Below are 25,604 nucleotides of genomic sequence, written 5' to 3'. Positions count from 1 at the left end.
CAATCCCCCCAGGTTTCAAAACGCCGTTTCAAAACAATGTTATCAGGGTGGGTACACTGCTCCCCGTGGGAAGGCCGAGAACGAACGACGCCGCCGTCAGAGAGCGGCTCGTGGCATGCGCGACCGAGATGTTCGCCACCCGTCCCCGCGAGTCGGTCACGGTCCGCGCGCTGGCCACCGCGGCCGGGACGTCGACGGCGGCGGTGTACACGCTGTTCGACGGCAAGGACGGGCTGGTCGGCGAGGTCTGCGACCGGGCGGTGGCCGGCCTGTTCCAGGACCTGTCGACGGCCCCGACCTCCGACGACGCCCTCGACGACCTGCACGAGCTGGCCGCCGCATACCGTCGCTGGGGACGTGAACACCGCCACCTGTACACGGTGTTGTTCGGCGGCGCGCAGTCCTTCGACCCCTCGGGCAGGGTCGGCGACCGCGACCCCGTACGACTGCTCGTCGCGGCGATCGACCGCGCCGTGGCGGACCACACCCTCGCGGGCGACACGACACTGATCGCCGTGTCACTGTGGGTCGCCCTGCACGGAGTCGTGACCCTCGAACTCGCCGGCGCGCTCGACGGCACCGCGGCCGAGACCGCGTTCCGGTCGACGATCGACGCCGTACTGCGCGGCTGGGCAACTCCCGCCGCACTCACCGGCCTTCGCAGCACCGACACCGCGCCCTGACGCGGATGCCTGGTCCTGTACCTATACCTGTTGTCCGGCCCGGACCCGGCAACCGCGGCAGAAGGCGACGCGGGCTTCATCCGCCGCGAAGTGCTCAGCGCGCGTGCGAACAGCACCCCTCTTGAGGCGCGGCACCAGCGACGGACTCCGTACGGCAGAAGCAGGACGCTTCGATCGGTACGTCCGCCATCGCGGCGGCGATCTTCAGCTGCTGCGCCACGATCTGTGCCTCGCCCGCCCTGCCGAGCCGCACGAGGCACTCGTGGAGGCCGTGCAACGCCCAGACGTTGCCCGGGTGTTGCTGTGCGCGCGGCAGCGTGTCGTCGAGTCCGAGGTCGGCCCGGTAGACGGCTTCGGCCTCCGCCACCAGGCCCTGTTCGAGGAGCAGCGCGCCGTATGCGTGCCGGGTGGGCTGCATCCACCCCCACGGCTCGTCGTACGGAAGGCCGTCGTCCAGCTCGATCGACCGGCGCAGGGCCGCGAACGCGGCCTCGTGGCGCCCCTTGCGGTAGTCCAGCTCCCCGTCCAGCATGCGCGCGGCGATCGCCAGGATGTCCGCACAGGTGTTGTTGAACAGCATCCGGGTCTCCGGGACCCGGGCGGCGGCCTCGCGGAAGAGCTCACGTTCCGCGTCGGCGTCGTCGGTCCGGTTCAACGCGGAGAGCGCGACCCCGCGTGCGTACCGCAGCATCGCCGTGGTCACGCAGTACAAGCGCGCGTCGGCGGGCATCGGCAGGGCCAGGATGTCGTCCCAGTGCCCGAAGCGGATGAGCACGTGCACCCGCATCGCGAGGAAGCCCTCCAACCAGTCCGCCATCGGTGGGCTGTCCACGCGCAGCAGTTCCTCGGGCACGGCCGCTTCAAGCCGGTCCACCGTTTCGAGCGCGTCCTGGAAGCGGCCGAGGAACATCGCCCCGTAGATCTTGAAGTGGTAGTTGTGGCAGCGGTACAGGGTGTAGAAGTTCATCGCCCCGGCCCTGGCGTGGAACTTCTCGTCGGCCGCGATCGCCTCGGTGTTGTCGGAGATCACCCGGCGATAGTCGCCGCAGAGCACTTCCAGGTGCGAGGGCATGTGCTGGAGATGACCCGCGTCCGGCACCAGACCGCGCAGCCGGTCGCCCACCGGCAGGGCCGCCTCGGGCGTCGGGGACATCTCCATCAGGTGGATGTAGAGATGAAGGAGGCCCGGGTGCCGGGTGCCCGCCTCCGTGGCGATCGCCCGCTCCAGTACGGCCCTGGTCTCGACGGTGCGCGACCCCGGGGCCGGCGTGCCCGTGCGGATGTCCCACAGACGCCAGGGCGTGAGGTTCATCAGGGCGTCGGCGTACAGGGCGGCCACGTCGAGGTCGTCGGCCGCCATCTGATGGACGGCCCGCATGCTGTCGGCGTAGCCGGTGTTCCACACGGAACAGTCCTCGACGTCCGGGGCCTGGGCCTGTGGATAGCGGGCACTGAGCGCACCGATGAGGGCTCGCTCGACCGGCGTGGCGCCGACGGCCTTCGCCTGTGCGCGCCGCACCGCGGCATGCGCACGCTCCACCGTCCGTCCCAGGTCCTGTGCGTCGAAGAACTCCCAGGGTTTGTTGTAGTTGGGGCCGAGCGCGTAGGCCACACCCCACTCGGCCATGGCACAGTCGGGATCCGCCGCTACGGCGGCCTCGAAACAGCGGACGGCCTCTTCGTGATTGAAGGCATACGTCCAGTTCAGCCCGCGGTCGAACCACGTCTGTGCCTCGGGGGACGACGTCGTCACACGCCGGCCGTGGCTGCCGAGGTCGTAGTAGCGCATACGAACTCCTCAAGGCTGACGGCCACCGTCCCGGTCGCTGGGAGGGTGCGACGGTGACCAGGGGAGACGACCCTATGCCGACCCCCGGGGCCCAGCAGCCCTGACTCACGACCCGGTGCCATGTAGTGAATTCACACCTGACTATTGATCGCTTTTTTGGTTTGCCGGTCTATCGTCTCAACAGATCATGATCGAATGTCAGCTGAGGTCGGCACGGTGAAGCGAATGATGGGCCGGGGAAAGCGGTACAGGCCGGTGACGTGGACGCTCGCGGGAACGGCCGCGGCCGTCCTGGCGGCCGGCGGTTGCAGCACGAGCGGCGGCGGATCCGGTCATGCGCCGCTCCCCTCCGAAAGCGGCAGGCCAACGGGCACCCCCGGCAACGCGTCCGGAGCTGCCGACACCGCGGCAGCCTGGCACAGGTGGGGCCTGAATCCGCTGCCGGCCGCTCCGCCGCCCCCGGCCGACAAGCCGGTGAAACTCGCCGCCACCGGAACCGTTCCGGTCCTCACGCATATACCGACCACGCAGAAGGTCGTGTTCATCACCGTCGACGACGGTCAGGAAAAGGACCCCAAGTTCATCGAGATGATGCGGGACCTGAACATCCCGATCACGATGTTCCTGATGAACGACGCCATCAAGTCGGACTACGCGTACTTCAAACCGCTTCAGGCGCTGGGCAACCACATCCAGAACCACACCCTGCACCATCCGGTCATGAGCACCGTCCCTCTGGCGCGCCAGAAGGAAGAGGTGTGCGGTGACCAGAAGATCCTCACCAAGGAGTACGGCACCGCACCACTGCTGTTCCGCCCGCCCTACGGCGCGTACAACGAGAACACCAGGATCGCGGTCGGGGAGTGCGGACCCCGCGCGATCGTGTGGTGGCGGGAATCCATGCAGATCCGCAACATGCAGTACCAGGACGCACGCAAGAAGCTGCGCGCCGGTGACATCATCCTCGCGCACTTCCGCGGGCCCAGTGAACTCAAGGGGGCCACGATGACGCAGATGTTCACCAACCTGCTCAGGCGCATCCAGGAGCAGGGATTCACAGTGGCACGCCTGGAGGACTACATCCGGCCACCGGCCGGATGAGCCCTGGTTCACCCAGTTCGTAGGCGTCCGGCGTGGGCCGGGCGTAGGCCTGGTCAGCCATCGCCGTTCGTGGCGGTGAGCTTTTCGACGACGGTCTCGTCCGGGCCGACGAGGCGCCCGTCGCCGGAGTGGATCTCCCATGGACTCAGCGGGCGTCCGTTGGGCTCAGCGGGCGTCCGTTCCGCCGGTCGAGGAGTCGCGAGCGGGTCTCCCCGGGGTCGAAGCAGTGCGTCTCGCCCTACTGGCGCAGTGCCACGATGACAGCGAAGAGCGCCTGCCCGTTGTCCGCGAGTACGCGACGACGGGATGGCCAGGGGTGTCCGCTCTGGGGGCGGCATCCAGTTGCGCCGCCCTGCTGCTGTGGGCGAAGACCCGGTGCGCCGGGAGTGGCGGCGCGGGTGAGCAGGGCTCGGCGCCACGTCTGTCCAGTTGCGAACCACGTGCGCAGACGATTCCGAGCAGCCCCGGGCTGATCCGAGGCCCGCAAGACCTGTCCCGTGCAAGACGCCCCGGCGGCGGTCAGTCCGACAACTGGCCGTCGTGCAGAATCCGTTGGAACAGACGGTGGTCCCGCCACTCGCCGTTGATGTGCAGATAGCGCGGAGCCATGCCGATCGGCTCGAAACCGTTCTTCTCCAGCACCCGTTGCGAGGGGACGTTGTCGAGGAGCGTGGTGGCCTCGATGCGATGCAGGCCGATGATGTCGCGGGCCGTGTCGCAGACGCTCGCCACCGCCGCGCCGGCCAGTCCCCGGCCCTGGCGGTCGGCGGCCACCCAGTACCCCAGGGACGCGCTGCGGAAGGGCCCGAAGACCAGGCTCGTGAGGGTGACCGTGCCGGCGATCGTGCCGTCGCTCTCCAACACCCAGGGCACGAGGCGGCGTTCCGTGAACTCCCTCAGACGCTCGGCCGTGCGCTCGGCCTGCCCCGCGACGGTGAAGAAGCTGTCCGGACGACGAGGTTCCCAAGGAGCCAGATACTCCCGGTTCGCCACATACGCGGCGTGCAGCGCTTCCGCGTCTCTGACGGAGACAAGCCGCAACACCGCGCCGCCCGGCAGCATTTCAGGAGGAATGATCACCTCGGCACTCTAGTACCGCGCTGTCGCGTCGCGCCTCCTGCTCGGCTCCTACGGCACCTCCGCCCCGGTCTCGGGGTACGTCGGCCTGGCCGCCCTCATGACCGTGATCGCCGTCATCGCCGCCCGCGAGACCCGCGGCAGCGATCTCGCGGCCATCGAGGCGGACGGCACCACCGCTCAGCCCGCCTCGGACCAGCGGACCGCCGCCTCCGCCTGAGCCGTGAGACGACGTCCCGACCAGAGGGGCCGGGGCGACGGGCCGTGCCAGGCCAGGGGATCCGGCCCCGCACGTGATCCGCCTGCTCGACCCCTTCACCCTTGCCGCGCGTCGACACGGGCGCTCCCGCGCGCTCCACCAGGTAATTCACGGGCGGTGTGTCCGGCGTTCGTCCTATCGTGTCCGCGGACGCCCGGGGCGGGGCGGGCGGGGGCGACGGGAGGGGTGGCGGAGTGCCGGACGCGTACCGGGTCATGCTCGATGCCGAGTTGAGCAAGGCGTTCGACGTGTGGTCCGGCTATCTGGACGCCGACACGGGCGAGGATCCCCAGGTCCGTGCCCGACTGCGCTCCACGTTGGAACGGGCTCGCGCGGCGGCCGCCGAAGGCGATCCCGTGTCCGCGCGTGCCGCGGTGAGAGACCTGTACGACGATGCCCGGGAAGCACGCCTTCCCTGGGCTCCCGCATTGCCGCGTCCCTGGGAGGCGGACGAGCAGGCGCGTGACTACGCCAAGGACGAGCTGCGTGAGGCCCTTCCTCTGCCCGTGCGCGACGCTCTCGGGATCATCGCGACCTCCCTCTCGGTCACGGCCCGCCGACTCCAGTCCCTCCCCGGGCTCGACTGCGGCACCCGTCAGGACATCCTCTACATCACGGCCCGCGCCAGGATGGCTCTCGACCTCGCCCACCCGAGAGCAGCCCGGCGCGAACTCGAACGTCTGAAGGCGATTGAGCGGCGCTGGAGCACCGAGCCCCGAAGGCCCGCGGGCTAGGGCCTGTCGTCACATTCCCGCCTGCCGTGCGGCGTCCGGCACGCGCTCCCCCAGAGGACCCCCAGCCGCGTTGTCCTCGGTCGCCGACTCCCCCGCGCTCGGCTTCGCTCGGGCGGCAGGGCCCCACGCGTCGACTCCCTCCTCGCCTTGCAGCTGCACGCACCGGACGCCGCGCGGCCCGCCCTTCGGGTGGACGACGGGAATGTGACGACAGGCCCTAGGACAAGGTGCTGATCCTGCTGCGGACCTTTTCCACGATCGTGGCCGGGAGCGTCGCGTAGCCCTGGAAGCTCAAGTCCTCCTGGCCCCTCCTGCCGGAGATGTACGTCAGGAACGCCTTGGTGGCGGACCACGTCGCCGCCTTGTTGCCCTTGTCGCAGACGATCTCGTACGTGACCATGTCGATCGGGTAGGCGCCGGGGGCCTTGGTCCCGTAGTCCAGCTTCAGTACGAGGTCGTCGCCGGGGTCCGCGACGCTGGAGCCGGCGATCGCCTTGGACGCCGTGAGAACGCTGGCGTCGACCGGGGCCGGGGCTCCGGTGGAGATCGAGACCGTGGGAACGCCATGGGCCAGGGCATGGGACAGCTCGACGTAGCCGATCCCACCGGTGGTCTTCTTCACCTGTTCGGCGAGGCCCGAGGAACCCTTCGCGGACTGGCCGCCCTTGGCCATCCACACCTTGTCGTGCCCGTGCGACCAGGCGCCCGGGGCGGCGGCGCTGAGGTAGGAGGTGAAGTTGTCCGTCGTACCGGACGAATCGGAACGGTGTGATGTCCGGATCGGTGTCGAGGGCAGCGTGGTGCCGGGGTTGAGCTTCGCGATCGCCGGATCGTTCCACTTCGTGATCCGCGAGTCGAAGACCTTGGCCAGGGTGGGTGCGTCCAGGACCAGTTTGCTGACCCCCGGCAGGTTGAAGCCGATCGCGATCGGGCCGCCGACCATCGGCAGGTGCACTGCCTGGCCGCCGCCGGAGCACACACTCTTGGACTGGTCGACCTGCGCGGCGCTCAGTGCGGAGTCGGAACCCGCGAAGGCGGTTCTGCCCTTCAGGAAATCGGTCTGACCGGTGCCGGAGCCGTTCCCTACGTAGGTGATCTTGGTACCGGGACACGCCCGCATGTAGTTCTCGATCCAGAACTTCATCGCGAACTCCTGCGCGGTCGAGCCGGAAGCCGGCACCGCGGCCGCCCTGCCGCAGGCGATCCCGGTGGGGGCGGGCGAGGGCGCCGCGGACGGTGTATTGGCGGGCCGGGAACTGCCGGTGGAGCCGCACGCCGTCAGCAACAGGGCACTGCAGACCACCGCCGCTCCGACCGCCGGGCTGCGCGGCCCGCTCTTTGGCTGAAGCACTCTTCGGCTCTCCTTCCTGCGGACCGCCGGGGTCGGCCCGGTACGGGGGTGTGGCGCCGTGTGATCCCCTGCGGCCTGCATGGGCAGCGACACCGACAGTCACCATATACAACCGAAAACTTACGCTTCGTGATGCGTGCGGCGCTGAGCGGGTCGGGTTGGGCATCTCGCTCTTGCAGGGTGAGGAGGTGATCAGTCGGCCCTGCGATCGGCTGGTCGCGCCGCATCGGAGAGCGCCGGGAAGCGTGTTGTCGGCCCGCTCTGGGCCCAGCGGGTCGTCTCCCTCCCGCGGCAGCGCACAGTTTGGCATAGGACAAAGTGTTAGGGTTGCTCACGGAGGTGATCACATGCCGGTCAGCGGTACGACCGCGGCGGAGATCGCCGGCAGTGTGCGGGATCAGGTCGCGTCCGGCGAGCTGGCGCCGCGGGCGGTGCTGCCGCCGGTGCGGGTGCTCGCCGCCGAGCTGGGAGTGAACCGGAACACGGTCGCCCTGGCGTACCGGCGGCTCGTCGAAGCCGGGGTGGCGGAGACCCGGGGCCGTGGCGGCACGGTGATCGCCGCGGTGCCGCAGCTGGCCCGCGAGGGCGTCGGGGCCGAGGGCGACTCTGTCGACCTGGCCAGCGGCAACCCCGATCCCGAACTGCTGCCGGACATCCTGGCCGCGGCCCGTGGCGGCCGCTACCGCCAGCCCCTGTACGGCATGCCCGCCATCGACCCGGGCCTGGCCGAGTGGGCCTCCAACGACTTCGCCGAGGACATCGAGCAGCCGTTCCGCACGCTGGTGACGCACGGAGCGGTCGACGCCACCGAGCGGCTCCTGAACGCCCATCTCGCCCGCGGCGACCTGGTGGCGATCGAGGACCCCTGCTTCCTGGCGAGCATCGGCACGCTGCGGCTGAACGGCTACCGGCCGGCCCCGGTCCGGGTCGACGGCGCGGGCATGCGTCCCGATGCCTTGCGGGCCGCCCTTGAGGACGGTGCCCGAGCGGTCGTCTGCACGCCGCGCGCCCACAATCCGACCGGTGCGAGCCTCACCGAGGAACGGGCGGCCGACCTGCGCGCGGTCCTCGCGGACCACCCCCAGGTCCTGGTGATCGAGGACGACCATTTCTCGGCTGTCTCCGCGCGGCCGTACCAGCGGATCACGCCCCCGAGCACCGCGCGTTGGGCTCTGGTACGGTCCGTGTCCAAGTTCCTCGGCCCGGACCTGCGGCTCGCCCTCGTCGCCGCCGACACGGAGAGCACCCTGCGCCTGGAGGCGCGGTTGAGCGCCGGGACCACATGGGTCAGCCACCTCCTGCAGCACATCGCCCACGCGCTGCTGCTCGACCCCGGCGTCCATGAACTGCACGAACGGGCCCGCGAAGCCTACGCGCACCGCAGTGGTCTGCTCGTCCGGCGGCTGCGCGCTCACGGCGTCGAGGTGCCCTGCCGGCCCGACGGGCTGAACGTATGGGTCGAGCTCGACGTCGACAGCCGGTCAGCGGTCCAGGCCCTGGCACAGCGGGGCTGGGCCGTACGACCCGGCGGCCTCTTCGTCCGTGAGCCGTCCGCCCATCCGGAGGCGATCCGGGTCACCAGCTCCACCGTCACCGAGCCGCAGGCCGAGGCGTTCGCCGCCGAACTCGCCGCAGTCGTCGCCGACTTGCGCGAGACGAACCGGCAACCGTGACCGGCTCTCCCCTCCGAAGGAGTCACCATGTTCCAGGGCCTCAGCGCCTTCCCCCTCACGCCCACCCATGAGGACGGCATCGACGGCACGGCGTACGCCGCGCTCGTCGCCCGCCTCGCTGCCGCCGGAGTCGACTCCATCGGCGCGCTCGGCTCCACCGGCGGTTACGCCTACCTGACCCGGGAGCAGCGCGCTCACGCCGTGCGGATCGCGGTCGAGGCCGCCGGCGGGGTCCCTGTCATGGCCGGGATCGGCGCGCCGCGCACCTCGCACGTGCTCGCGCTGGCCGAGGACGCTCAGAAGGCCGGGGTCTGCGCCGTGCTGCTCGCCCCGATGACGTACCAGCCGCTCACCGAGGACGAGGTGTTCGGCCTGTTCGAGGATGTCACCCGCGAGCTGTCGGTGCCCTTGTGCGTGTACGACAATCCCCGCACCACGCATGTGCACTTCAGCGACGAACTGCACGGCCGGATCGCGCAGTTGCCGAACGTGGGATCGATCAAGATCCCCGGCGTGCCCGGGGACCCGGCACAGGCGAGGGCCCGTGTGGACGCCCTGCGGGCGCTGATCCCGGACACGGTCACCATCGGTGTGAGCGGCGACTGGCTGGCCGCGCTCGGTCTCAACGCCGGGTGCGACGCCTGGTACTCGGTCATCGGCGGCACGTTCCCGCAGACCGCCCTCGCCCTCACCCGTGCCGCCCGGAGCGGTGACGCGTCACGCGCGACGGACCTGTCCCACGCACTTGAGCCGCTGTGGGCGCTGTTCCGCGACCACGGCAGCCTGCGCGTCATGTCCGCCGCCGCGTCCCACCTCGGGCTGACGGGGGAACCGAACCTGCCGCGCCCCTTGCGCGGCCTGGACGAGAACGTGCGTCACGAAGTGGGCGCCGTGCCGAACACCCTCGGGCTCACCGCCTGAGCGGGCACCCCACACGCACGACGAATCGTCGGCACATCTCGTCGGCACATCACGACCAAAGTGCCGTCACGGGGCCGGTGGCAGGTGGACCGTCATGATCAGGTGGCAGGTCTCGGTGCCCGAGCCGCGGTAGGTGTGCGCGGTGTCGCCGTCGAACGTGGCAGTCCGGCCGGCCTCCAGGATGTGCTCGCTGCCGTCGACGACCAGGGTCATCACGCCTGAGGTGACACTGATCGTCTCCACGACCCCCGCCTGGTGGGGATGGCTCGGGTACTCCTCGCCCGGCTCCAGCCGCCAGCGCCACACCTCGACCGGGGCCGGGCCCGAGGTCGTCAGCATGAGCCGGGCCTCGCTGCCCAGTTCGCCGGTCCACAGCGGGGCCACGTCGTCGACGGCCGCGATCCGGACCCTGCCCTCGTGCGGCCCCTGCATGAGGGCGGACACCGAGATGCCGAGGGTGTCGGCGAGCCGGACCAGGGTGGCCAGGTTGGGGTTGCCCTGTGCCTTCTCCAGGGCGACCAGGGCGCCCTTGCTGACCTGGGCGCGGCGGCCGAGCTCCTCCAGGGACAGGCCCGCGCGGACCCGGGCCGTCCGGACGTTGTGTGCGACCGTCCGCAGTGCGGCGCCTGCCTCGGCCACCTGATCACCATCCTTGTGCGCAGGTCGGAGTGATGGACCGCACGGTCGTTTTGTTGGCATCACTCGGTCGATTCGTTGTACCGTGTAGCCGTTCCATTGATAGTAAGGGATGTGCTGTGATCGCTCTGCTGCTGGCCCTGGGCAGCTCTCTCGCCTACGGATGCGCCGACTTCCTGGGCGGGCTGGGGGCCCGAAAGGCTCATGTGCTGCGCACCGTGATGGTCGCGGCGCCGGCCAGCCTCGCCGTGGAGCTGCCGCTGTGGCCGGTGCTCGGCGCCTCGTTCAGCGGCGCGGCCCTCGGCTGGGGTGCGGCGTCCGGGGTCGCCTCGGCGATCGCGTTCGTCCTGCTCTACCGCACCCTGGCGATCGGCCCGATGAACGTGCTCTCGCCCGTCACCGCGCTGGTATCCGCCGCACTGCCCGTCGGCGTCGGTCTGCTCCAGGGCGAGCACCTGAGCACCGCCGGACTGGTGGGTCTGCCGGTCGCGCTGGTCGCGGTGGTGCTGGTCAGCGCCGGACACGGCGCGGGCGCGGTGCGTCCCTCGCGCACGGCACTGCTGCTGGCCTTCGGCGCGGGCGCGGCCATCGCGCTCCAGCTGATCTGCCTGCACCAGGCACCCGCCGACAGCGGAGTGGCGCCGCTGATCATGGGCCGCGCGGTCTCCTCGGCCGTCACTCTGGCCGCTGCCGGTGCGCTGCGCCGCAGGCTCGGCGACGAGCGGCCCGCGTACGGGATGTCGGCCGCGGCGGGTGTGCTGGACTCCATGGCGAACCTGCTCTTCCTGCTCGCCGCCCGCAGCGGTGACCTCACCGTCGTCGCCGTGATCACCGCCCTCTACCCGGCAGGAACGATCCTGCTCGCCCGCGGCGTCCTCGCCGAACGCATCCTCCGCGGCCAACTGGTCGGTCTGGGCACCGCGGTAGCCGCGGTCAGTCTGCTGGCACTCGCCTGACCCCTGTACGTCCGCCCCCGTAGCCGTCCCCATGGAAGGCGACCGGAATGTTCATCGAGAGCTGTGACGCCGGTCCCGGTCTCGGCGAGGCCGAATGGCTCACCTGGATCGCCGACGACCATGACGCACGCAGTCCGGCGAGGCCGAGGCGGACCTGCTGCGCCGTGGACCAGCCGTCGTACGACCGGCCGCACTCCGGCATTTCGCGGTCCGCGCCCCGAAATCGCCGACGTACGTGCCAAGTTCACGTACGACGATCACAGGCCGGTCGAGCACCGCACCGCCGTCGCCGACCGCCCCACAGCGCGGGACCGCGGCCCTCGACGCGGCCACCGTGGGCCGACAACGGTGCGTCGGCGCGATCGTGCAGCCCGGACCGCGTCGGCCCCTGGAAGCCCTGACCCCGCCCGACCACCCACCCCACACACGAATCGGAACCCGCCCATGACCGTCTTCCGCATCGCCCCCGCCGTCGCCGAAGCCTTCCCCGGCACCCTCATCGCCGTGGTCACCGCCACGGGTCTGCGCGGCCGTGAGCCCTGGCCGCACACCGTCACCGCCCTGGAGGAACTGGAACAGCAGCTCGCCGACGGCAGTTGGGCCCCCGCCGACGAGGCCGACCCCCGGATCGAGGCCTGGCACACCGCCTACCGCTCCTTCGGCACCAACCCGCGCCGCATCCGCCCCAGCGTCGACGCGCTCGGCCGCCGCATGGCGAAGAAGGGCGGCCTGCCGCGCATCAACCCGGCCGTGGACTCCTACAACGCCGTCTCCGTGCGCCACGGCCTGCCCTGCGGCGCCTTCGACCTCGACCACGTCACCGGTGCCGTCGACATCCGCCACGCCGACGGCACCGAGTCCTTCACCCCGCTCGGCGAGCCCGACACCGTCGAGACCCCGAAGCCGGGCGAGATCGTCTACGCGGACAGCGAGATCGTCCTGACCCGGCACTGGAACCACCGCGACGCCCACCGCACCCGCGTCACCGAGGACTCCACCCACGTCGCCTTCGTCCTGGAGACCCTCCACGCCGACCGGGACGGCGACCTCCTCAAGGTCGCGGCCGACGAACTCCAGGGCCTCCTCGCCCCCCACGCCCAGCAGACGGCCGTGCACTGCCTCAGCCCGCAACAGCCCCAGGCGACGGCCTGATTCCATGGCGCCGTGCCGTGCCGCACTCCACGCTCGGCACGCCTCTTTGAGTGGGACGCGGATTCAAGGGGGAAGGATTGATGCGCCCGGTGTTCGTCGTCCTGGACCCGTCAGGGAGAGGGAGAGAGGTCAGGCCATGCCCGACTCGCCGCAGATCGATGTCGTCCGCCGCTTCTACGACGCCGAGGGGGACCTCGCGGTGATCAGGTCGCTGGTCGCGCCCGACGCGCAGTGGGACGTGGTGGAGGGGTTCCCCAACGGCGGCGTGTACGACGGGCTGGACAGCATCGTCGACGACTTCTTCGGCTTCTTGTCCCTGTTCTCCAGCTTCCGGGCCATCGCCGACGAGTTCCACGAGGCCGGCGACCGCGTCATCACACTCGGCCGCTACGTCGGCGTCACACGTGGCGGACGGGACGTCACCTCACGGTTCGCCCATTTCTTCACGCTGCGGGACGGCTGGATCGTGCGGCTCCAGCAGACCAACGACACACTGCCCATCGCCCGGGCGTTGGAGGACTGACGACACGCTGCCGGGTCGCCCGCACGGTCAGTGCGGGAAGGCGCGAGGGGGTCGCTGGCGGGGCAGTTCCTCGCGGAAGTCGGAGATGGCGGTGCTGATCTGGCGCATCAGGACCGTGCGTTCCAGGCGGTCGAGGTAGAGGTTCGCGCGTGCCAGGGCGAGCAGGTCGACGCAGAAGTACAGCCCCATGAGCGGGTTGACGAACAGTTCGCTGTCGCGGGTGCGTTCGGTGAACCGTACGTCGCCGAACTCTCCCCGTACGGCTGCGGCGACGGATCCGTGCACGATGCTGGGATGACTGGCATGGCAGTCCTGGGCATGGGCGACCGCGTCGAGATAGGCGGCGCCCTCAAGGCTTTCGCGGGGCAGTGAGAAAGCGCCCAGGTAGCCGCCCGAGCGGTCCAGGCGGGCCAGGTTCTCCAGCACGAGGGAATGGCTGACGCCGTGGTAGGCGTCCACCCCGAAGCCCACGCACGCCACGAGCCGGTGCGGGACCTCGTCCAGCCCGGCGACCGCCGCGAGGCTGGCCATGTCCTCCTCCGGTGTGCCGAGCCCGTGTTCGTCCCCCCGCATCAGGATGTCGGTGCCGCCGTCCACCAGCACGACTGCGTCCACCCCGCCGACGTGGTCCAGCAGCGCCCGGTAGGCGGCACGCAACGGCTGGACGCCCGTGAGGGGAAAGGCGTAGACGGTGTCGGGCAGTTCGCGCGTGCGCAGCCAGCGGGCGAGCGAGCGCTCGGGGAAGTAGTCGCCGCGCAGCGGGGTGTCCGGGCGGACAGCGGCGACGTCCTGCGCGACCCAGGAGTCGAGGTCCAGGCCGTACAGGTCGGAGAAGGACAGACTGGCCAGGTGGACCTCCGCCCCGGCCGAACGCAGGGCGAGGGCCAGGGGCAGCCCGGCGTAGACGTCGAAGCCCCCGCCCGCACCGGCGACGAGGACCCGGCGCGCCTCGCGCAGGCGGGTGAAGAAGGCGGGCTCACGCAACGAGAACATCAGCAGAACCTAACAAGGCCGGTGCGCCACCCGGACAGCGGTCCGGTCAACGAGTGGCTCCGGTACCGGACTTGGGACGACCCGGGACTCGGTCTCCGCCCGCATGGAGTGGCCGACGCCGCGAAACCAAGCGGCGGGCATGCAGCGGATCGCCGACGAGGCCCAGGTGCCTCGTCCCACCGTCTACCGCGGCTACTACCCCCCTGCGGCGCAACGGCACATCAGGGCGGGAACGCGCCCGGCACGAGTCGGGCCGGACCTGTCACGACACCGTCCCAGGCCGCCTCCGTCACCGTCGACGGCCTCCGCCCGCCCGCGCAGGAGTGAACGCCCCGGAAGCGGCAGCGGAGGCACCCTGCACCTGGCGTCGTACTGGGCTCGGGCACGCCACTGCTCACCGGCGGAATGCCGCGCTCGCCGGTGGGGCGTGCGGTCACCTCGTCACCAGGGCACTTCCCCTGCGTCCTCGAAGAACCCGCCGGTCGGACCGTCGTCGGGCAGGGCCGCGAGCCGGATCGCGACCGCCGCGCCCTGTTCCGGGGTGCGCACACCGCGGAAACCGTTGAGGTCGGTCGCGCAGAAGCCGGGGCAGGCGGCGTTGATCAGGATGTTCGTGTCCTTCAGCTCCTTGGCGTACTGGACGGTGACGGCGTTGAGGAAGGTCTTCGAGGGCGCGTAAGCGACGGAGATGGGACCCGTTTCGGCGCCGGGCGTGGTCTGGCGGGTGAGGGAGCCGACGCTGCTGGACATGTTCACGATGCGCGGCGACGGCGAGCGGCGCAGCAACGGCAGCATCGCGTTGGTGACGCGGATGACACCGATCACGTTGGTCTGCACGGCCGCCAGCACCGTCGAGGGGTCGACCGTCGTGGGCGTCTGTGGCGCGTTTCCCGTGATCCCGGCGTTGTTGACCAGCACGTCGAGGCGTCCGGCGCGGTCCTCGATCAGCCCGGCGGCGGCTGCCACGCTCGCGTCGTCGGTCACGTCGAGCGGTACGCCGAAGGCGTCGACGCCGGCCGCCAGCAGCTTAGCCACGGCGGCCTCGCACCGCTCCTCGTCCCGGGCGCCGACACCGACGCTCCAGCCGAGGGCGCCCAGACCCGCCGCGATCTCGTAGCCGATTCCCTTGTTCGCGCCGGTCACCAGCGCGATCGTCTGTTCGTTCATACGGCCGATCCTCTCCGGGCCTCGCCCGATCCGGCCAACACCGAATGGGTGGGCAGCGATACCTGACGGGTATCGATCCCGGTCGGGGGCCGGGTAGCATCGCGGCGTGGAGACACGGGAGCTGCGGTACTTCGTCGCCGTCGCCGAGGAGTTGCACTTCGGGAGGGCCGCGCAGCGGCTCGGCATCGCGCAGCCTCCGCTGTCGCGGGCGATCCATCGGCTCGAACGGCGTCTGGGCGCGTCGCTGCTGGAACGCACCAGCCGCGCGGTCACCCTGACCGAGGCCGGGTCGGTGCTCCTGCGGGAGGCCCGGGCGGCGCTGGACGCGGTCGAGGCCGCCGAGCGTCGTACCCGCCGCGCCGCCCTCGCCGCGACCGGCCGGCCCGGCGTGGTCCTCGCCACGAAGGCCGGCGCCTCCAGCGAACTGCTGGCGAAACTGCTCGACGCCTACGCCGCCGAACCCGATGCGGTCACCGTGGACCTGCTCCTGTGCGGGATCGGCGAGCAGGAACGACTGCTGCGCGACGGCCGGGCCGACGTGGCCCTGCTGCACCTGCCGTTCGACACCGCGGCCGGCTTCGACATCGAGGAACTGCGCACGGAGGGACAGGTCGTGGTCCTGCCGGCCGGGCATCCCCTCACCGGCCGGACCCATGTACGGATGGCCGAGGTCACCGAGCTGTCCGACCTGCCGCTGCCGCGCTGGCCGGGCCCCGACGGCGCGTACCCCGAAGGCCCGGGGCCGCGGGCTCGCGACCATGCGCAACTGCTCCAGCTGATCGCGCTCGGCCGCGCCTGCTGGATCGCGCCGGAGTCCTGCCGGGTGCAGCTGAGCGAGGATCTCGCCGCCGTGCCGGTGCTGGACGCGCCGGCGGTCACGACGGTGATCGCGTGGCCGCCCCACAGCCGCTCCCGAGCCGTCGCGGGCCTCGTCCGGGCCGCGACACGTCACTGAACGCCCGCCCGCACCTCCCCTCACGCACCCGCCGGCCGGATGCCGCGTCGCCGACGTGATTCAGCCGTGGCGCGCCAGTTCCCGCTGCGCCACCTCGCGGAAGCTGTTCGGCGGGCGTCCGGTGAGGTGCTGGACGGTGTCGGTGATCCGGTCCTCGGCTCCCTGGGCGATGGCGCGGTCCATGCCGGCCAGCATCGTGGCGAACTCCAGCGGCATCTGCGCGGCGAGGCGGTCGCGCAACTGCTCGGACGTCAGATGCCGGTGCGCCACGCGGCGGCCGGTGACCTCGGTGACGATGGCGGCGATGTCGTCGTGGCCGAGGGTCCGCGGGCCGGTCAGGACGAGGTCGGCATGGGGCGCGCGGTCGTCGGTCAGGGCGTGTACGGCCACGGCGGCGATGTCGTCGGCGTCGACGAATCCGATCCGTCCGGTACCGGCCGCGGTCAGGATGACGCCGTCCTCGCGGATGCTGTGGGCGTGGGCGTGCGTGCCGGTGAAGTTCTGCATGAACCAGGAGGGCCGCAGCACCGCCCATTCGTCGAACAGGTCGGGCAGACGGCGGTGCACGGCTCCCACTCCCGGTCCTCCCTCGGGGATGGCGGACGAACTGAGCAGTACCGCACGTCGCAGACCGGCGGCCCGAGCCTCGCGGAGGAAGGGCAGCATGACCTCGGCCGGGTCCGGGTCGCCCGGGGGCGGGACGAGGTAGACGCGGTCGGTCTCCGCGAGGGCGGGGCCGAAGGTGGCGGGGTCGTACCAGTCGAAGCGGACCGGCTCCGCGCCCGGGAGCCGGGTGGCCCGGCGGCTTCCGGCCCTGACGAGGTGGCCGGCGGCGGCCAGGGCGGCGGTCGTGCGCCGGCCGGTGGTGCCCGTGGCCCCGATGACCAGGGTGTGGCTCATCGCGCACCGTTCCCGGCGAAGTCCAGGCCGGGCTGCTGGACGGCGAGGGGGTTCCAGTAGTCCCGGTAGGAGGCGAACCGTCCCTCGCGGACGGTCACCACGGCGATGTAGGTCATGTCGAACGGCGCCCCTGTCTCGACCAGACGGCCCAGGCCGCGCATCTCGGCCACGATGGTCTGCACGTCGGTGGTCCGGTGGATCCGCAGGTCGGGGAAGTCGTGCAGGTCGATGTGGTCGGGGTAGCCGCGCATGTAGGCGGCGATCGCGTCCCGGCCCTCCAGCCGTCGGGGCCAGCCCGGCGGCGCGAAGGGGAACTCCATCACGCCGTCCTCGACGGCCCACAGGGCCGCCCAGGCGTCAATGTCCTTGTCGAGGAGCAGCCGCAGGCTGTGACGGTACAGCTGTTCCGGCGAGCGGTGCGTGGGCATGGGTGCCTCCGTCCCATACGATCCGGACCCATGGTCCGGTTTGGTGGGCGCTACGATACGGACCACGGGTCCGGATCGCAAAGGAGGAACCACGTGACCGAGCGCCGACAGCGCAAGGACGCCCTGCGCAACCGTGCGGCCGTCTTCGCCGCCGCCGACACGCTCTTCGCCCAGTGCCAGAGCCCCGACGGCGTCACCATGGCCGACATCGCGGCGGCGGCCGGAGTCGGCAAGGCCACCCTCTTCCGTGCCTTCGGTGATCGCACCGGGCTGATCCGCGCGCTCTACGAAGCGCGCCTCGAACCGATCATGGACGCCGTCGCGGTCGGCCCGCCGCCCTTGGGCCCCGCCGCCCCGCCACTGGAGCGCGTCCCGGCCCTGCTCGACGCCGTCCTGTGTCTGAAACTGGACAACCGTCACCTCGCACTCGCCCTGGAGCAGACCGGCGCGGACAGCCCCTACGCCACCGCGCACTACGAGGGCTGGCACGCGCTGCTCCGCGACACGCTGGACCGGATTCCGGGCCTGGCCGACAGCGACTTCACCGCCCATGCCCTGCTCGCCGCGACCCGCGCCGACCTCGTCGAATACCTGACCGGCGGCAAGGGCACGCCCCGCGAGGAACTGCGGGAGAAGCTGGCGAAGTTCACCGCCTCCGTCCTCAGCACCGGCTCCGGACAAGGGCCGATCGCCGAACACTGACAACGGCCGGGACGGGTCGGCTTCCGACGTCAGCCGTCCGGACCATGCCCGATGGAACGCACCGCTTCGAGCCCGTCCGCGGGAAGAACGAGTAACTCCAGCGCGCCTCCCAGGCGTCCGGCATCGACCGGGCCGAAGATCTCAATGCGCCGCTCCGCCGAGCGGCGAGCAGCGCTTTACGGCGCTGAGGGCTTCACCGGTTCTGCCGTCGGACCGCCGTCGACGGGAATGCCCAGTCGGCCGGCCACGGTGGTGAGGGCGTCGCCCAGCGGAAGTGCGACCCGGGTGAGGGCGTGCCCGTCGCCCCGGGTCGGGTCCCGGTTGACGATCAGGACCGGTTTCCCGGCCTGGGCCGCCTGGCGGACGAACCGGAGCCCGGACATCACCGTCAGTGAGGAGCCCAGGACCAGCAGCGAGGTCGCCCCACGGACCAGCTCACGGCAGTGCTCCACCCGCTGCGGCGGAACGGCCTCGCCGAAGAACACCACGTCCGGCTTGAGGATGCCGCGGCACACCGAACAGGGCAGGACGCGGAAGTCCCGGACCTGTTCGTCGGTGAGGTCGGCATCGCCGTCCGGGTTGATCCCGGCGGCCACCGGCTCGAAGCCCGCGTTGGCCTCCTCCAGCCGCCGGGCGAGTTCGCGGCGCGGGCTGAGGGCACTGCAGGACAGGCAGACGACCCGGTCCAGACCTCCGTGGAGTTCCACGACGCCGTCGGTGCCGGCGGCCTGGTGCAGGCCGTCGACGTTCTGGGTGATCACACCCGAGAGCAGGCCGTGGCGCCCGAACGCGGCCACGGTCCGGTGCCCGGCGTTGGGGCGGGCGCGACCGAAGGTGCGCCAGCCGAGGTGGCTGCGCGCCCAGTACCGGCGCCGCGCCCGGGCGCTGGTGGTGAAGTCCTGGTAGGTCATCGGGGTGTGGCGGCTCAGGCTCCCGCCCTCGCCCCGGTAATCGGGGATGCCCGACTCGGTGGAGATGCCCGCACCGCTGAGCACCAGCACACCGCCCGTGCGCAGCACATCGGCGACCGGCTTCAGATCCGTGGTGCCCGGCGGCAGGTCCTCGGTGGGGGTCCAGCTCAGAGTGGGGCGCGTGCGCATACCGCCAGGGTACGAAACCGGCAGCCGTCCTCCGCTCGTACCGTGGCCGTGGGGCGGGTCTGCCCTACCTCGTGCCCGGGGGCCTGCCGGAGTGTCCGAGGCCGGCCGTGCATGATCCGCTGTTCGCACGTGAACCGTGCGAGAAGGGCGGAGAGTTGAAGGCTCGGATCGGATACGTCGCGTGGGTCGCAGGTGTAGCGCAGTTCTTCGTGGCCCATGTGATCGTCGAGTCGGCCTGGAGCAGGCCGTACAGCTGGGCGCGGAACAACATCAGCGACTTGGGCAACGTTCGCTGTGCGCTGCAGTCGGCACCAGAACCACGCTATGTCTGCTCGCCCGAACACGGCGTGATGAACGCCTCGTTCGTGGCTTTGGGGACGCTCCTGGTCGTCGGCGCCGTCTGCGCCGGGACCGTGTGGGGCAGAGGCGCGACCGCGAGGGCGGCCCGGTCCCTGGTGGCCTGCGCCGGAGTCGGGTTCGCGGTGGCCGGGCTGGCGCCTGCGGACGTCCACGAGAACCAGCATGTCCTCGGTGCGCTGCTCATCATGGCCCTGGGCAACATCGGCCTCGTGCTGACGGGAGTCGGCCTGGCGGATGAAGCACCGGGGCCGCTGCGCTGGGCGACCAGTCTGCTGGGAGCGACGGCGATCACGTCGTTCGGGCTCTTCCTCTCCCACCGCTACCTCGGACTCGGCATGGGAGGAATGGAGCGGGCCGCGGCGTTTCCCCTCCTCGCGTGGGCGCTGTTCGTCGGTGTCCGCGGTCTGCTCCACCGGGCGACTCGCACGGAGCCGCACCATGACCCGGCGCGGGCCTGACGGCCGCTCCTCCAGCGTGCGTCGACATGTGCTGAGCCGTCGAACGGCGCTCTACGGTCTGCCGGCGCAGGGCTGCGGTGCGGTGTCGTCGCCGAGCCTGTCCAGGAAGCCGGCGAGGGTGTCGGTGACCTCGTCGAGGGTGCGGGCGGCGAAGAGGACGGGCTGGTAGCCGCCGACGTCGTAGGGGGTGGCGAGCATGGCGTCGATGTCCAGCCGGCGGATGCGGGATGCGTGCAGCCGGCTGATCTCTCCGTAGGAGGAGAGCAGGGCCGCGCCGTAGGCCTTGGGTGCTCCGTTCTCCTCCAGGACGCCGTACTCGAGCGTGAACCAGTACACGTCGCTGATCATCTGGAGGACGTCCTCGCGCTCGATGCGCTCCGCGGCTTGGCCGAACAGGCGGTAGATGTCGGCGAAGGCGGGGGAGGAGAGGTGGATCCCGTGCCCGAAGACGTCGTGGATGATGTCGGGCTCGGGGGTGAACAGCGGCACGGCCGGGTGGCGCACGAACTGGACGGCGTGGAAGTAGCCGGCCGCCATCGAACCCAGGAACCGCTTGTTCGCGACGACTCCTCCCGCGAGGGTGAAGTCGAAGCCGGTCAGCCGGCGCAGGTGGGAGCCGACCTCGGCATGCTGCGGGATGTGGTCGGCAGGGATCGGAGCCTGGTCCCGGGCGCCGAGCGCGGCGCGGCAGGCATGCGCGTCCTGGGCGCCGAGCAGCGCCCGGTGCACGGTCCGCCAGGTCCGCTCCTCGCCCTCGCTGTAGTCGACCGTCGGGTAGGGATCACCGACCCGGTGACCGCGGGCGGCCGCGGCGATCGTCCTGCGCCGCAGCAGGTAGCCCGGATCGCTCAGCCCAGGGTGCTGGGCAGCCACGCCCATCCGGCCGTCGGCCGCTATGGGCGTTCGCACGGGAATACCGCTCACGCACCCGATCCTCCCATCGGGCAGAAGGGCACACATCTCGGCGCCCGGTCGCCAACAGGATGTGGCGCGATCCAGGCGGTGACCTGCTCCGGGACGCCCGCTCGTGGGTGCCCTCGGCGAGGGTTCTCGGCGGGGCGCTGCTACGGGGTGACCGGACCCGGCTCCGGCTCGGGGACAGCCGCTGGCGCGCGGCGGGGGAGCAGCAGCGGGGTCGCCAGCAGGAGCACACCGGCCAGGCCGATGGCCGTACGCGGGCCGAGCAGGCCGCCCAGCACACCCCAGACGGCCGTCAGGAGCGCGGTCGAGGCCTTGGTCGTCACCGTCCAGGCGGACAGTGTGCGGGTGACCCGGTCGGTCGCGGTGCGGTCGAGGCGGTAGGTGGCGTAGACGGGGTTGAAGACCCCGCAGCAGAAGATGAGCCCGAGTTCCACGCCCATCACCAGCAGCAGCCCGCCGGTGCCCGGCCCGAGGAAAGCCAGGCCGACGGGCCAGAGCGCGCGCAGCGCCCCGACCACGACCAGGGTCCGGTGCTGCCCGTACCGGGTGACGAGCGGTCGGGCCAGCCGTGAACCGAGCAGTCCGCCGATCGAGGGCGCGGCGAAGGCGAGGCCGTACTGCCACGGCGCGAACCCGAGTGGGCCGAGCATCAGGACGGCCAGCAGTGGCTGGGTGGCCATCACCAGGCCGTTGAACAAGGCGGTGTTGAAGAACAGCGGGCGCAGTGTCGTGTCGGCGAGGATGTACCGCCAGCCGTCGAGCAGGTCCACGGCCCGCATGCGCGCGGCCTCCCGGCGCTCGGGCCGCGGCTCGTGGCCGCCCGTCGCGCGGATGCCCAGGGCCGAGAGCAGGTAGCTGACCGCGTCGGCCACCACCGTCGCCACCGGACCGAGGAGCCCGATCGCCGCGCCGCCCAGCGGCGGTCCGATGATCGTGGTCGTCCAGGCCGTGGACTCGAACCGGGCGTTGGCGACGAGCAGGTCCTCGGCCGGCAGCAGCGTCTTCAGGTACGCGCCGGACGCGGCGCGGAAGGTGATGTCCGCCGCCGCGACGACGACGGAGACCAGCAGGAGCTGAAGGAAGCCGAGCACGCCGAGCGCGTACGCGACGGGGATCGTCAGCAGCGCCCCGAACCGCACCAGGTCCATCGCGATCAGCACCGGCCGCTTACGGCGGAACTCCACCCACGGACCGAGCGGCACCGCCACGGCCGCGCCCACCGCAGCCCCCACGGAGGAGAGCGCGGCGACCTCGGCGGGTCCGGCGTGCAGCACCCGGACGGCGATCAGCGGGAACGCGCCGAAGGCGAGCCACGTGCCGAGCGCGCTCGTCCCGTATGCTCCCCAGAGCCATCCGAACGGCCGCCCCAGCCGACCTCCGAGCAGATGCCCCAGCCGGTCCCCGCTCCTCATACCCGGTGCTCCTCGCCACTCACCCGCACAACCGATCCGCGACCGGAATCATCAAAGCGAGCGCCATAGCCTGGGATCAAACAACCACGGGGCTCTCGGGTACAACCAGGAGTTGTACCCATAGGCTGTCCGCATGGACCTCGACACCGTCCGGACCTTCGTCGCCGCCGCCGACGCTGGGCAGTTCCAGGAAGCCGCCGCCGAGCTGGCGGTCACCCAGCAGGCCGTCTCCAAGCGCATCGCCGCGCTGGAGCGCACCCTCGGCGTGCGGCTGTTCACCCGCACCGCGCGCGGCGCCGAGCTCACCATCGACGGGCAGGCGTTCCTGCCCCACGCGCGCGAGCTGCTGCGCGTCGCCGAGCGCGCGGTCGCGTCCGTGCGCACCGGCCGCCGTCCCCTGCGCGTCGACATGATCTCCTCACGCGGCGCGGCGTCGGGCCTGATGCGCGGCTTCCACCACGCGCACCCCGAGATCGACCTCGACGTGCTGATGCTGCTCGACATCGAGACGGCCGTCGCCGCCATCCGGTCCGGTGCGATCGACGCGTCCTTCCGCGCCGTCGCCGCACCCGGTCGGCCCCTTCCCGAGGACATCGAGTCCATCCGGGTGCTCGACGAGCCGCTCCAGCTCATGACCGGCCCTGCCCACGCGCTGGCGGGCGCCCGCTCGGTGACGATGGCTCAGCTCGTCGGGCACCGGATCTGGATGCCCGGCATCGTCCCTGGCTCGGAATGGGCCGCCTACTACGACGACCTCGTCGCCGAGTTCGGCCTCACCATCGAGGCGACCGGCCCCAACTTCGGCTCCGACGCGCTCCTCGACACCGTCGCCGACACCCCGGCCCTGGCCACCTTCATGAGCGAGCAGACCCGCCTCGTCTGGCCCGCCGGGCACGGCCTGCGTCGGATCCCGGTGACCGACCCGATGCCCGTCTACCCGCACTCGCTCCTGTGGCACCGCGACAACCCCCACCCGGCCCTGGCCACGCTGCGCGCCCACCTCGCCGCCACGGCGTCCCGTCACGACGCGGCCGGGACCTGGACGCCGCACTGGGTGCTCCCGCGCTGAGCGTCGCCGCGTCCGGGATCACCGCGGCCGGATGGCTCGCTCCGACAGCACCCGATCAGGCTCAGGTGGCGGAGGGACGACGGCCGCCTCGGCGGTCGGAGCCACGGCCTCTGGCCCCGGCGGCGCCACCCGTGGCTGCGCCGGGCGCCGTCCGCCGGCCGGATCCGCGCACAGCCTTGCCGGAGGCGGTGCCGGTCGCCCCATCGGTGGCTGCCTGGCGGGCGGAACCGCGGCCACCGGCGCCACCGCCCGGGGCCCCACCGGAGCCCGCCCGGCGGGCCGAACCGCGCCGGGCGGTTGCGGAGGTGCCCTCGGAGGCCTTCGCCCCGGCCGCGGCCTGACGCTCGGTGCCCCGGCTCCCCGCGCTGTTGGCAGCACCCGTGGTGGGCTTGGCCCCGCCGCCGTTACGGCGGCGGCCGGATCGCCTGCCGGGCTTGGTGCCGGTCTTCTGGTCCGGGCCGGACGCCGGCGGTGTCGCCTGCTGGGGGACCTCGATGGTGACGGCCACACCGGAGGGCTCGCGGGCGCCGGTGATGGTGGCCAGTGCCGCGTCGCTGGAGGTGATGCGGGCCGTCCGGGGGCGGATGCCCGCGTCCGACATGAGCCGGGTGACGTCGTGCTTCTGCGTGGGCAGGACCAGCGTGACCACACTGCCGGAGCCGCCGGCGCGGGCCGTGCGACCCCCGCGGTGGAGGTAGTCCTTGTGGTCGGTGGGGGGATCGACGTTCACGACGAGGTCGAGGTCGTCGACATGTATGCCCCGGGCCGCGACATTGGTCGCCACCAGGGCGGTGACCTGGCCGTTCTTGAACTGTTCCAGGGTGCGGTTGCGCTGCGGCTGGGAGCGGCCCCCGTGCAGTGCGGCCGCGCGGACGCCGACGGCCAGGAGCCGCTTGGCGAGCCGGTCGGCGGACCTCTTGGTGTCGAGGAAGAGGATGACCCGGCCGTCACGGGCCGCGATGCGCGTGGTGACGGCCTTCTTGTCGGTCTCGTCCTGGACGTGGAGCACGTGGTGCTCCATGGTGGTCACCGCTCCCGCGGAGGGGTCCACGGACTGGACCACCGGGTCGGTCAGGAACTGCCGCACCAGACGGTCGATGTTGCGGTCGAGCGTGGCCGAGAACAGCAGGCGCTGTCCGTCGGGCCGTACGCGCTGCATCAGCCTGGTGATCTGCGGCAGGAAGCCCATGTCGGTCATCTGGTCGGCTTCGTCCAGCACCGTGATGCGCACCTGGTCGAGAACGCAGTCGCCGCGTTCCACGAGGTCGTTGAGTCTGCCGGGGGTCGCCACGAGGACCTCGGCGCCGCGGCGGAGCGTGCCGGCCTGCTTGGTGATGGACAGCCCGCCGACCACGGTGGCCAGTCGCAGGTTCACCGCCGTGGCGTAGGGGGTGAGCGCGTCCGTCACCTGCTGGGCGAGTTCACGGGTGGGCACCAGCACGAGGGCGAGGGGAGCCTTGGACTCCGCCCGCAGTCCCGCCGTGCGGGCCAGGAGCGCCAGCCCGAACGCGAGGGTCTTGCCGGAGCCGGTGCGTCCCCGTCCCAGCAGGTCACGACCGGCGAGCGAGTTCGGCAGTGTGGCGGCCTGGATGGGGAACGGGACGGTCACGCCCTGGGCGGTGAGGGTCTTCAGCAGCCCTGCGGGCATGTCCAGAGCGGCGAAGTCCTCGACGGCGGGAAGAGCGGGTGTGGTGCTTTCCGGCAGCCGGAATTCCCTCGGCGCGGACACGGCCGGTGAGGGTGACGAGGCGCGCCGGTTCGGCTTCTGGGGCCTGCGGGACATGCGGTGGTCTGCCTTCCTGGAAACAGCACAAACCGGGGTCCGCACCATGACGGTATGGACCCCGGTGAGCGGATACGCGTCCGGCGATCAGGCGGGGATGATGTTCTCCGCCTGCGGGCCCTTCTGGCCCTGCGTGACGTCGAAGGAGACCCGCTGGCCCTCCTGGAGCTCACGGAAGCCCTGGGTCGCGATGTTCGAGTAGTGCGCGAAGACGTCGGGGCCGCCGCCGTCCTGCTGGATGAAGCCGAAACCCTTTTCGGCGTTGAACCACTTCACGGTTCCCTGAGCCATGATCTTCTCCTTCTGTAGGCAGAGGCCCCATCCGGAGACGCCGGAAAACAAATAATGCGCCTGAAGGAGAAACATTCCTGTCAGGCGCACATAGGTTCATGGGTACCACAACTGCAACTCCGGAACCTTAGCACAGCCCGGCGTCAGCAGTCCTCCGTCACCCTCTACGGACCGAGTCACGAGGCGGCTCTCGTCCTTGCCCGAGGGATC

At 71.4% G+C, this 25,604-nt stretch carries 25 protein-coding genes; 12 read left to right on the top strand and 13 right to left on the bottom strand.

Annotation, left to right across the window (positions count from 1 at the left end; translation table 11 throughout):
* Positions 1–65: 65 nt before the first annotated feature.
* The gene (locus ACZ4MF_RS36670; RefSeq protein WP_467497016.1) at positions 66–683 is read left to right on the top strand and encodes a TetR/AcrR family transcriptional regulator; all 618 of its coding nucleotides are present in this window, start codon (positions 66–68) and stop codon (positions 681–683) included.
* Positions 684–777: 94 nt separating this feature from the next.
* Here ACZ4MF_RS36670 and ACZ4MF_RS36665 read toward each other — a convergent pair whose 3' ends face one another.
* Positions 778–2,472: a hypothetical protein gene (locus ACZ4MF_RS36665; RefSeq protein WP_467497015.1), complete on the bottom strand. Its 1,695-nt coding sequence runs from the start codon at positions 2,470–2,472 to the stop codon at positions 778–780.
* A gap of 195 nt (positions 2,473–2,667) precedes the next feature.
* Here ACZ4MF_RS36665 and ACZ4MF_RS36660 point away from each other — a divergent pair, with 195 nt between their 5' ends.
* Positions 2,668–3,573 carry a polysaccharide deacetylase family protein gene (locus tag ACZ4MF_RS36660; RefSeq protein ID WP_467497013.1) on the top strand — a complete coding sequence of 302 codons (906 nt, stop codon included), beginning with the start codon at positions 2,668–2,670 and terminating at the stop codon, positions 3,571–3,573.
* Between the two features lie 519 nt (positions 3,574–4,092).
* On the opposite strand, the gene ACZ4MF_RS36655 is transcribed toward ACZ4MF_RS36660, so the two are convergent.
* Entirely contained in the window at positions 4,093–4,653 is a 561-nt protein-coding gene (locus ACZ4MF_RS36655) for a GNAT family N-acetyltransferase (RefSeq protein ID WP_467497012.1), read from the bottom strand.
* A gap of 396 nt (positions 4,654–5,049) precedes the next feature.
* Between ACZ4MF_RS36655 and ACZ4MF_RS36650 the strand changes: the two genes are divergently transcribed.
* Complete coding sequence (locus tag ACZ4MF_RS36650) at positions 5,050–5,643, top strand: hypothetical protein (RefSeq protein WP_467497011.1); 594 nt, start codon at positions 5,050–5,052, stop codon at positions 5,641–5,643.
* 217 nt (positions 5,644–5,860) lie between these two features.
* Here ACZ4MF_RS36650 and pstS read toward each other — a convergent pair whose 3' ends face one another.
* On the bottom strand, positions 5,861–6,994 hold the full coding sequence (gene pstS, locus ACZ4MF_RS36645) for a phosphate ABC transporter substrate-binding protein PstS (protein WP_467497009.1): 1,134 nt from the start codon (positions 6,992–6,994) through the stop codon (positions 5,861–5,863).
* Between the two features lie 347 nt (positions 6,995–7,341).
* Between pstS and ACZ4MF_RS36640 the strand changes: the two genes are divergently transcribed.
* Together ACZ4MF_RS36640 and ACZ4MF_RS36635 are read left to right on the top strand one after the other, a co-directional pair.
* A complete protein-coding gene (locus ACZ4MF_RS36640; RefSeq protein WP_467497007.1) occupies positions 7,342–8,667 on the top strand; it encodes an aminotransferase class I/II-fold pyridoxal phosphate-dependent enzyme in 1,326 nt (441 codons plus the stop codon).
* Positions 8,668–8,694: 27 nt separating this feature from the next.
* A complete protein-coding gene (locus ACZ4MF_RS36635; RefSeq protein ID WP_467497005.1) occupies positions 8,695–9,588 on the top strand; it encodes a dihydrodipicolinate synthase family protein in 894 nt (297 codons plus the stop codon).
* 66 nt (positions 9,589–9,654) lie between these two features.
* On the opposite strand, the gene ACZ4MF_RS36630 is transcribed toward ACZ4MF_RS36635, so the two are convergent.
* Positions 9,655–10,227, bottom strand: a complete 573-nt coding sequence (locus ACZ4MF_RS36630; protein WP_467497003.1) for a helix-turn-helix domain-containing protein — start codon at positions 10,225–10,227, stop codon at positions 9,655–9,657.
* A gap of 116 nt (positions 10,228–10,343) precedes the next feature.
* On the opposite strand from ACZ4MF_RS36630, the gene ACZ4MF_RS36625 reads away from it, so the two are divergent.
* The 3 genes from ACZ4MF_RS36625 to ACZ4MF_RS36615 all read left to right on the top strand — a co-directional run bounded on the left by ACZ4MF_RS36625 (position 10,344) and on the right by ACZ4MF_RS36615 (position 12,855).
* Positions 10,344–11,180 carry an EamA family transporter gene (locus ACZ4MF_RS36625; RefSeq protein WP_467497001.1) on the top strand — a complete coding sequence of 279 codons (837 nt, stop codon included), beginning with the start codon at positions 10,344–10,346 and terminating at the stop codon, positions 11,178–11,180.
* Positions 11,181–11,624: 444 nt separating this feature from the next.
* Positions 11,625–12,332, top strand: a complete 708-nt coding sequence (locus tag ACZ4MF_RS36620; RefSeq protein WP_467497000.1) for a B3/B4 domain-containing protein — start codon at positions 11,625–11,627, stop codon at positions 12,330–12,332.
* Positions 12,333–12,468: 136 nt separating this feature from the next.
* Positions 12,469–12,855 carry a nuclear transport factor 2 family protein gene (locus ACZ4MF_RS36615; RefSeq protein ID WP_467496998.1) on the top strand — a complete coding sequence of 129 codons (387 nt, stop codon included), beginning with the start codon at positions 12,469–12,471 and terminating at the stop codon, positions 12,853–12,855.
* A 27-nt stretch (positions 12,856–12,882) separates the two neighbouring features.
* Here ACZ4MF_RS36615 and ACZ4MF_RS36610 read toward each other — a convergent pair whose 3' ends face one another.
* Together ACZ4MF_RS36610 and ACZ4MF_RS36605 are read right to left on the bottom strand one after the other, a co-directional pair.
* A complete protein-coding gene (locus ACZ4MF_RS36610; RefSeq protein ID WP_467496996.1) occupies positions 12,883–13,848 on the bottom strand; it encodes a DUF1152 domain-containing protein in 966 nt (321 codons plus the stop codon).
* A 441-nt stretch (positions 13,849–14,289) separates the two neighbouring features.
* Positions 14,290–15,015, bottom strand: a complete 726-nt coding sequence (locus ACZ4MF_RS36605) for an SDR family oxidoreductase (protein WP_467496994.1) — start codon at positions 15,013–15,015, stop codon at positions 14,290–14,292.
* Between the two features lie 106 nt (positions 15,016–15,121).
* Between ACZ4MF_RS36605 and ACZ4MF_RS36600 the strand changes: the two genes are divergently transcribed.
* Entirely contained in the window at positions 15,122–15,970 is an 849-nt protein-coding gene (locus ACZ4MF_RS36600; RefSeq protein WP_467496992.1) for a LysR family transcriptional regulator, read from the top strand.
* A gap of 60 nt (positions 15,971–16,030) precedes the next feature.
* Here the strand turns inward: ACZ4MF_RS36600 and ACZ4MF_RS36595 are convergent, their stop codons facing one another.
* The gene (locus ACZ4MF_RS36595; protein WP_467496990.1) at positions 16,031–16,870 is read right to left on the bottom strand and encodes an NmrA family NAD(P)-binding protein; all 840 of its coding nucleotides are present in this window, start codon (positions 16,868–16,870) and stop codon (positions 16,031–16,033) included.
* Positions 16,867–17,298 carry a nuclear transport factor 2 family protein gene (locus ACZ4MF_RS36590; RefSeq protein WP_467496989.1) on the bottom strand — a complete coding sequence of 144 codons (432 nt, stop codon included), beginning with the start codon at positions 17,296–17,298 and terminating at the stop codon, positions 16,867–16,869. The genes ACZ4MF_RS36595 and ACZ4MF_RS36590 overlap by 4 nt, the downstream gene beginning before the upstream one ends.
* A 93-nt stretch (positions 17,299–17,391) precedes the next feature.
* On the opposite strand from ACZ4MF_RS36590, the gene ACZ4MF_RS36585 reads away from it, so the two are divergent.
* On the top strand, positions 17,392–18,000 hold the full coding sequence (locus ACZ4MF_RS36585; RefSeq protein ID WP_467496987.1) for a TetR/AcrR family transcriptional regulator: 609 nt from the start codon (positions 17,392–17,394) through the stop codon (positions 17,998–18,000).
* A 176-nt stretch (positions 18,001–18,176) separates the two neighbouring features.
* Here the strand turns inward: ACZ4MF_RS36585 and ACZ4MF_RS36580 are convergent, their stop codons facing one another.
* Positions 18,177–19,100 carry an NAD-dependent protein deacetylase gene (locus tag ACZ4MF_RS36580; protein WP_467496985.1) on the bottom strand — a complete coding sequence of 308 codons (924 nt, stop codon included), beginning with the start codon at positions 19,098–19,100 and terminating at the stop codon, positions 18,177–18,179.
* Between the two features lie 155 nt (positions 19,101–19,255).
* Here ACZ4MF_RS36580 and ACZ4MF_RS36575 point away from each other — a divergent pair, with 155 nt between their 5' ends.
* Positions 19,256–19,918, top strand: coding sequence for a DUF998 domain-containing protein (locus tag ACZ4MF_RS36575; RefSeq protein WP_467496983.1), 663 nt, complete (start codon positions 19,256–19,258; stop codon positions 19,916–19,918).
* Between the two features lie 51 nt (positions 19,919–19,969).
* Here ACZ4MF_RS36575 and ACZ4MF_RS36570 read toward each other — a convergent pair whose 3' ends face one another.
* Positions 19,970–20,842, bottom strand: a complete 873-nt coding sequence (locus ACZ4MF_RS36570) for a phenylalanine 4-monooxygenase (protein WP_467496981.1) — start codon at positions 20,840–20,842, stop codon at positions 19,970–19,972.
* A 140-nt stretch (positions 20,843–20,982) separates the two neighbouring features.
* On the bottom strand, positions 20,983–22,251 hold the full coding sequence (locus tag ACZ4MF_RS36565) for an MFS transporter (protein WP_467496979.1): 1,269 nt from the start codon (positions 22,249–22,251) through the stop codon (positions 20,983–20,985).
* Positions 22,252–22,384: 133 nt separating this feature from the next.
* Here ACZ4MF_RS36565 and ACZ4MF_RS36560 point away from each other — a divergent pair, with 133 nt between their 5' ends.
* Positions 22,385–23,320, top strand: a complete 936-nt coding sequence (locus ACZ4MF_RS36560; RefSeq protein ID WP_467496977.1) for a LysR family transcriptional regulator — start codon at positions 22,385–22,387, stop codon at positions 23,318–23,320.
* A gap of 61 nt (positions 23,321–23,381) precedes the next feature.
* Here the strand turns inward: ACZ4MF_RS36560 and ACZ4MF_RS36555 are convergent, their stop codons facing one another.
* Positions 23,382–25,103 (bottom strand): DEAD/DEAH box helicase, encoded by a 1,722-nt coding sequence (locus ACZ4MF_RS36555; protein ID WP_467496975.1) that lies wholly within the window; start codon positions 25,101–25,103, stop codon positions 23,382–23,384.
* An 87-nt stretch (positions 25,104–25,190) separates the two neighbouring features.
* Complete coding sequence (locus ACZ4MF_RS36550) at positions 25,191–25,394, bottom strand: cold-shock protein (RefSeq protein ID WP_071365560.1); 204 nt, start codon at positions 25,392–25,394, stop codon at positions 25,191–25,193.
* Positions 25,395–25,604 lie beyond the last annotated feature (210 nt).

Source organism: Streptomyces sp. NPDC025793, assembly GCF_055558375.1.
Note: the sequence above shows the minus strand (reverse complement) of the source record. Positions and strands in the feature narration are given on the sequence as shown.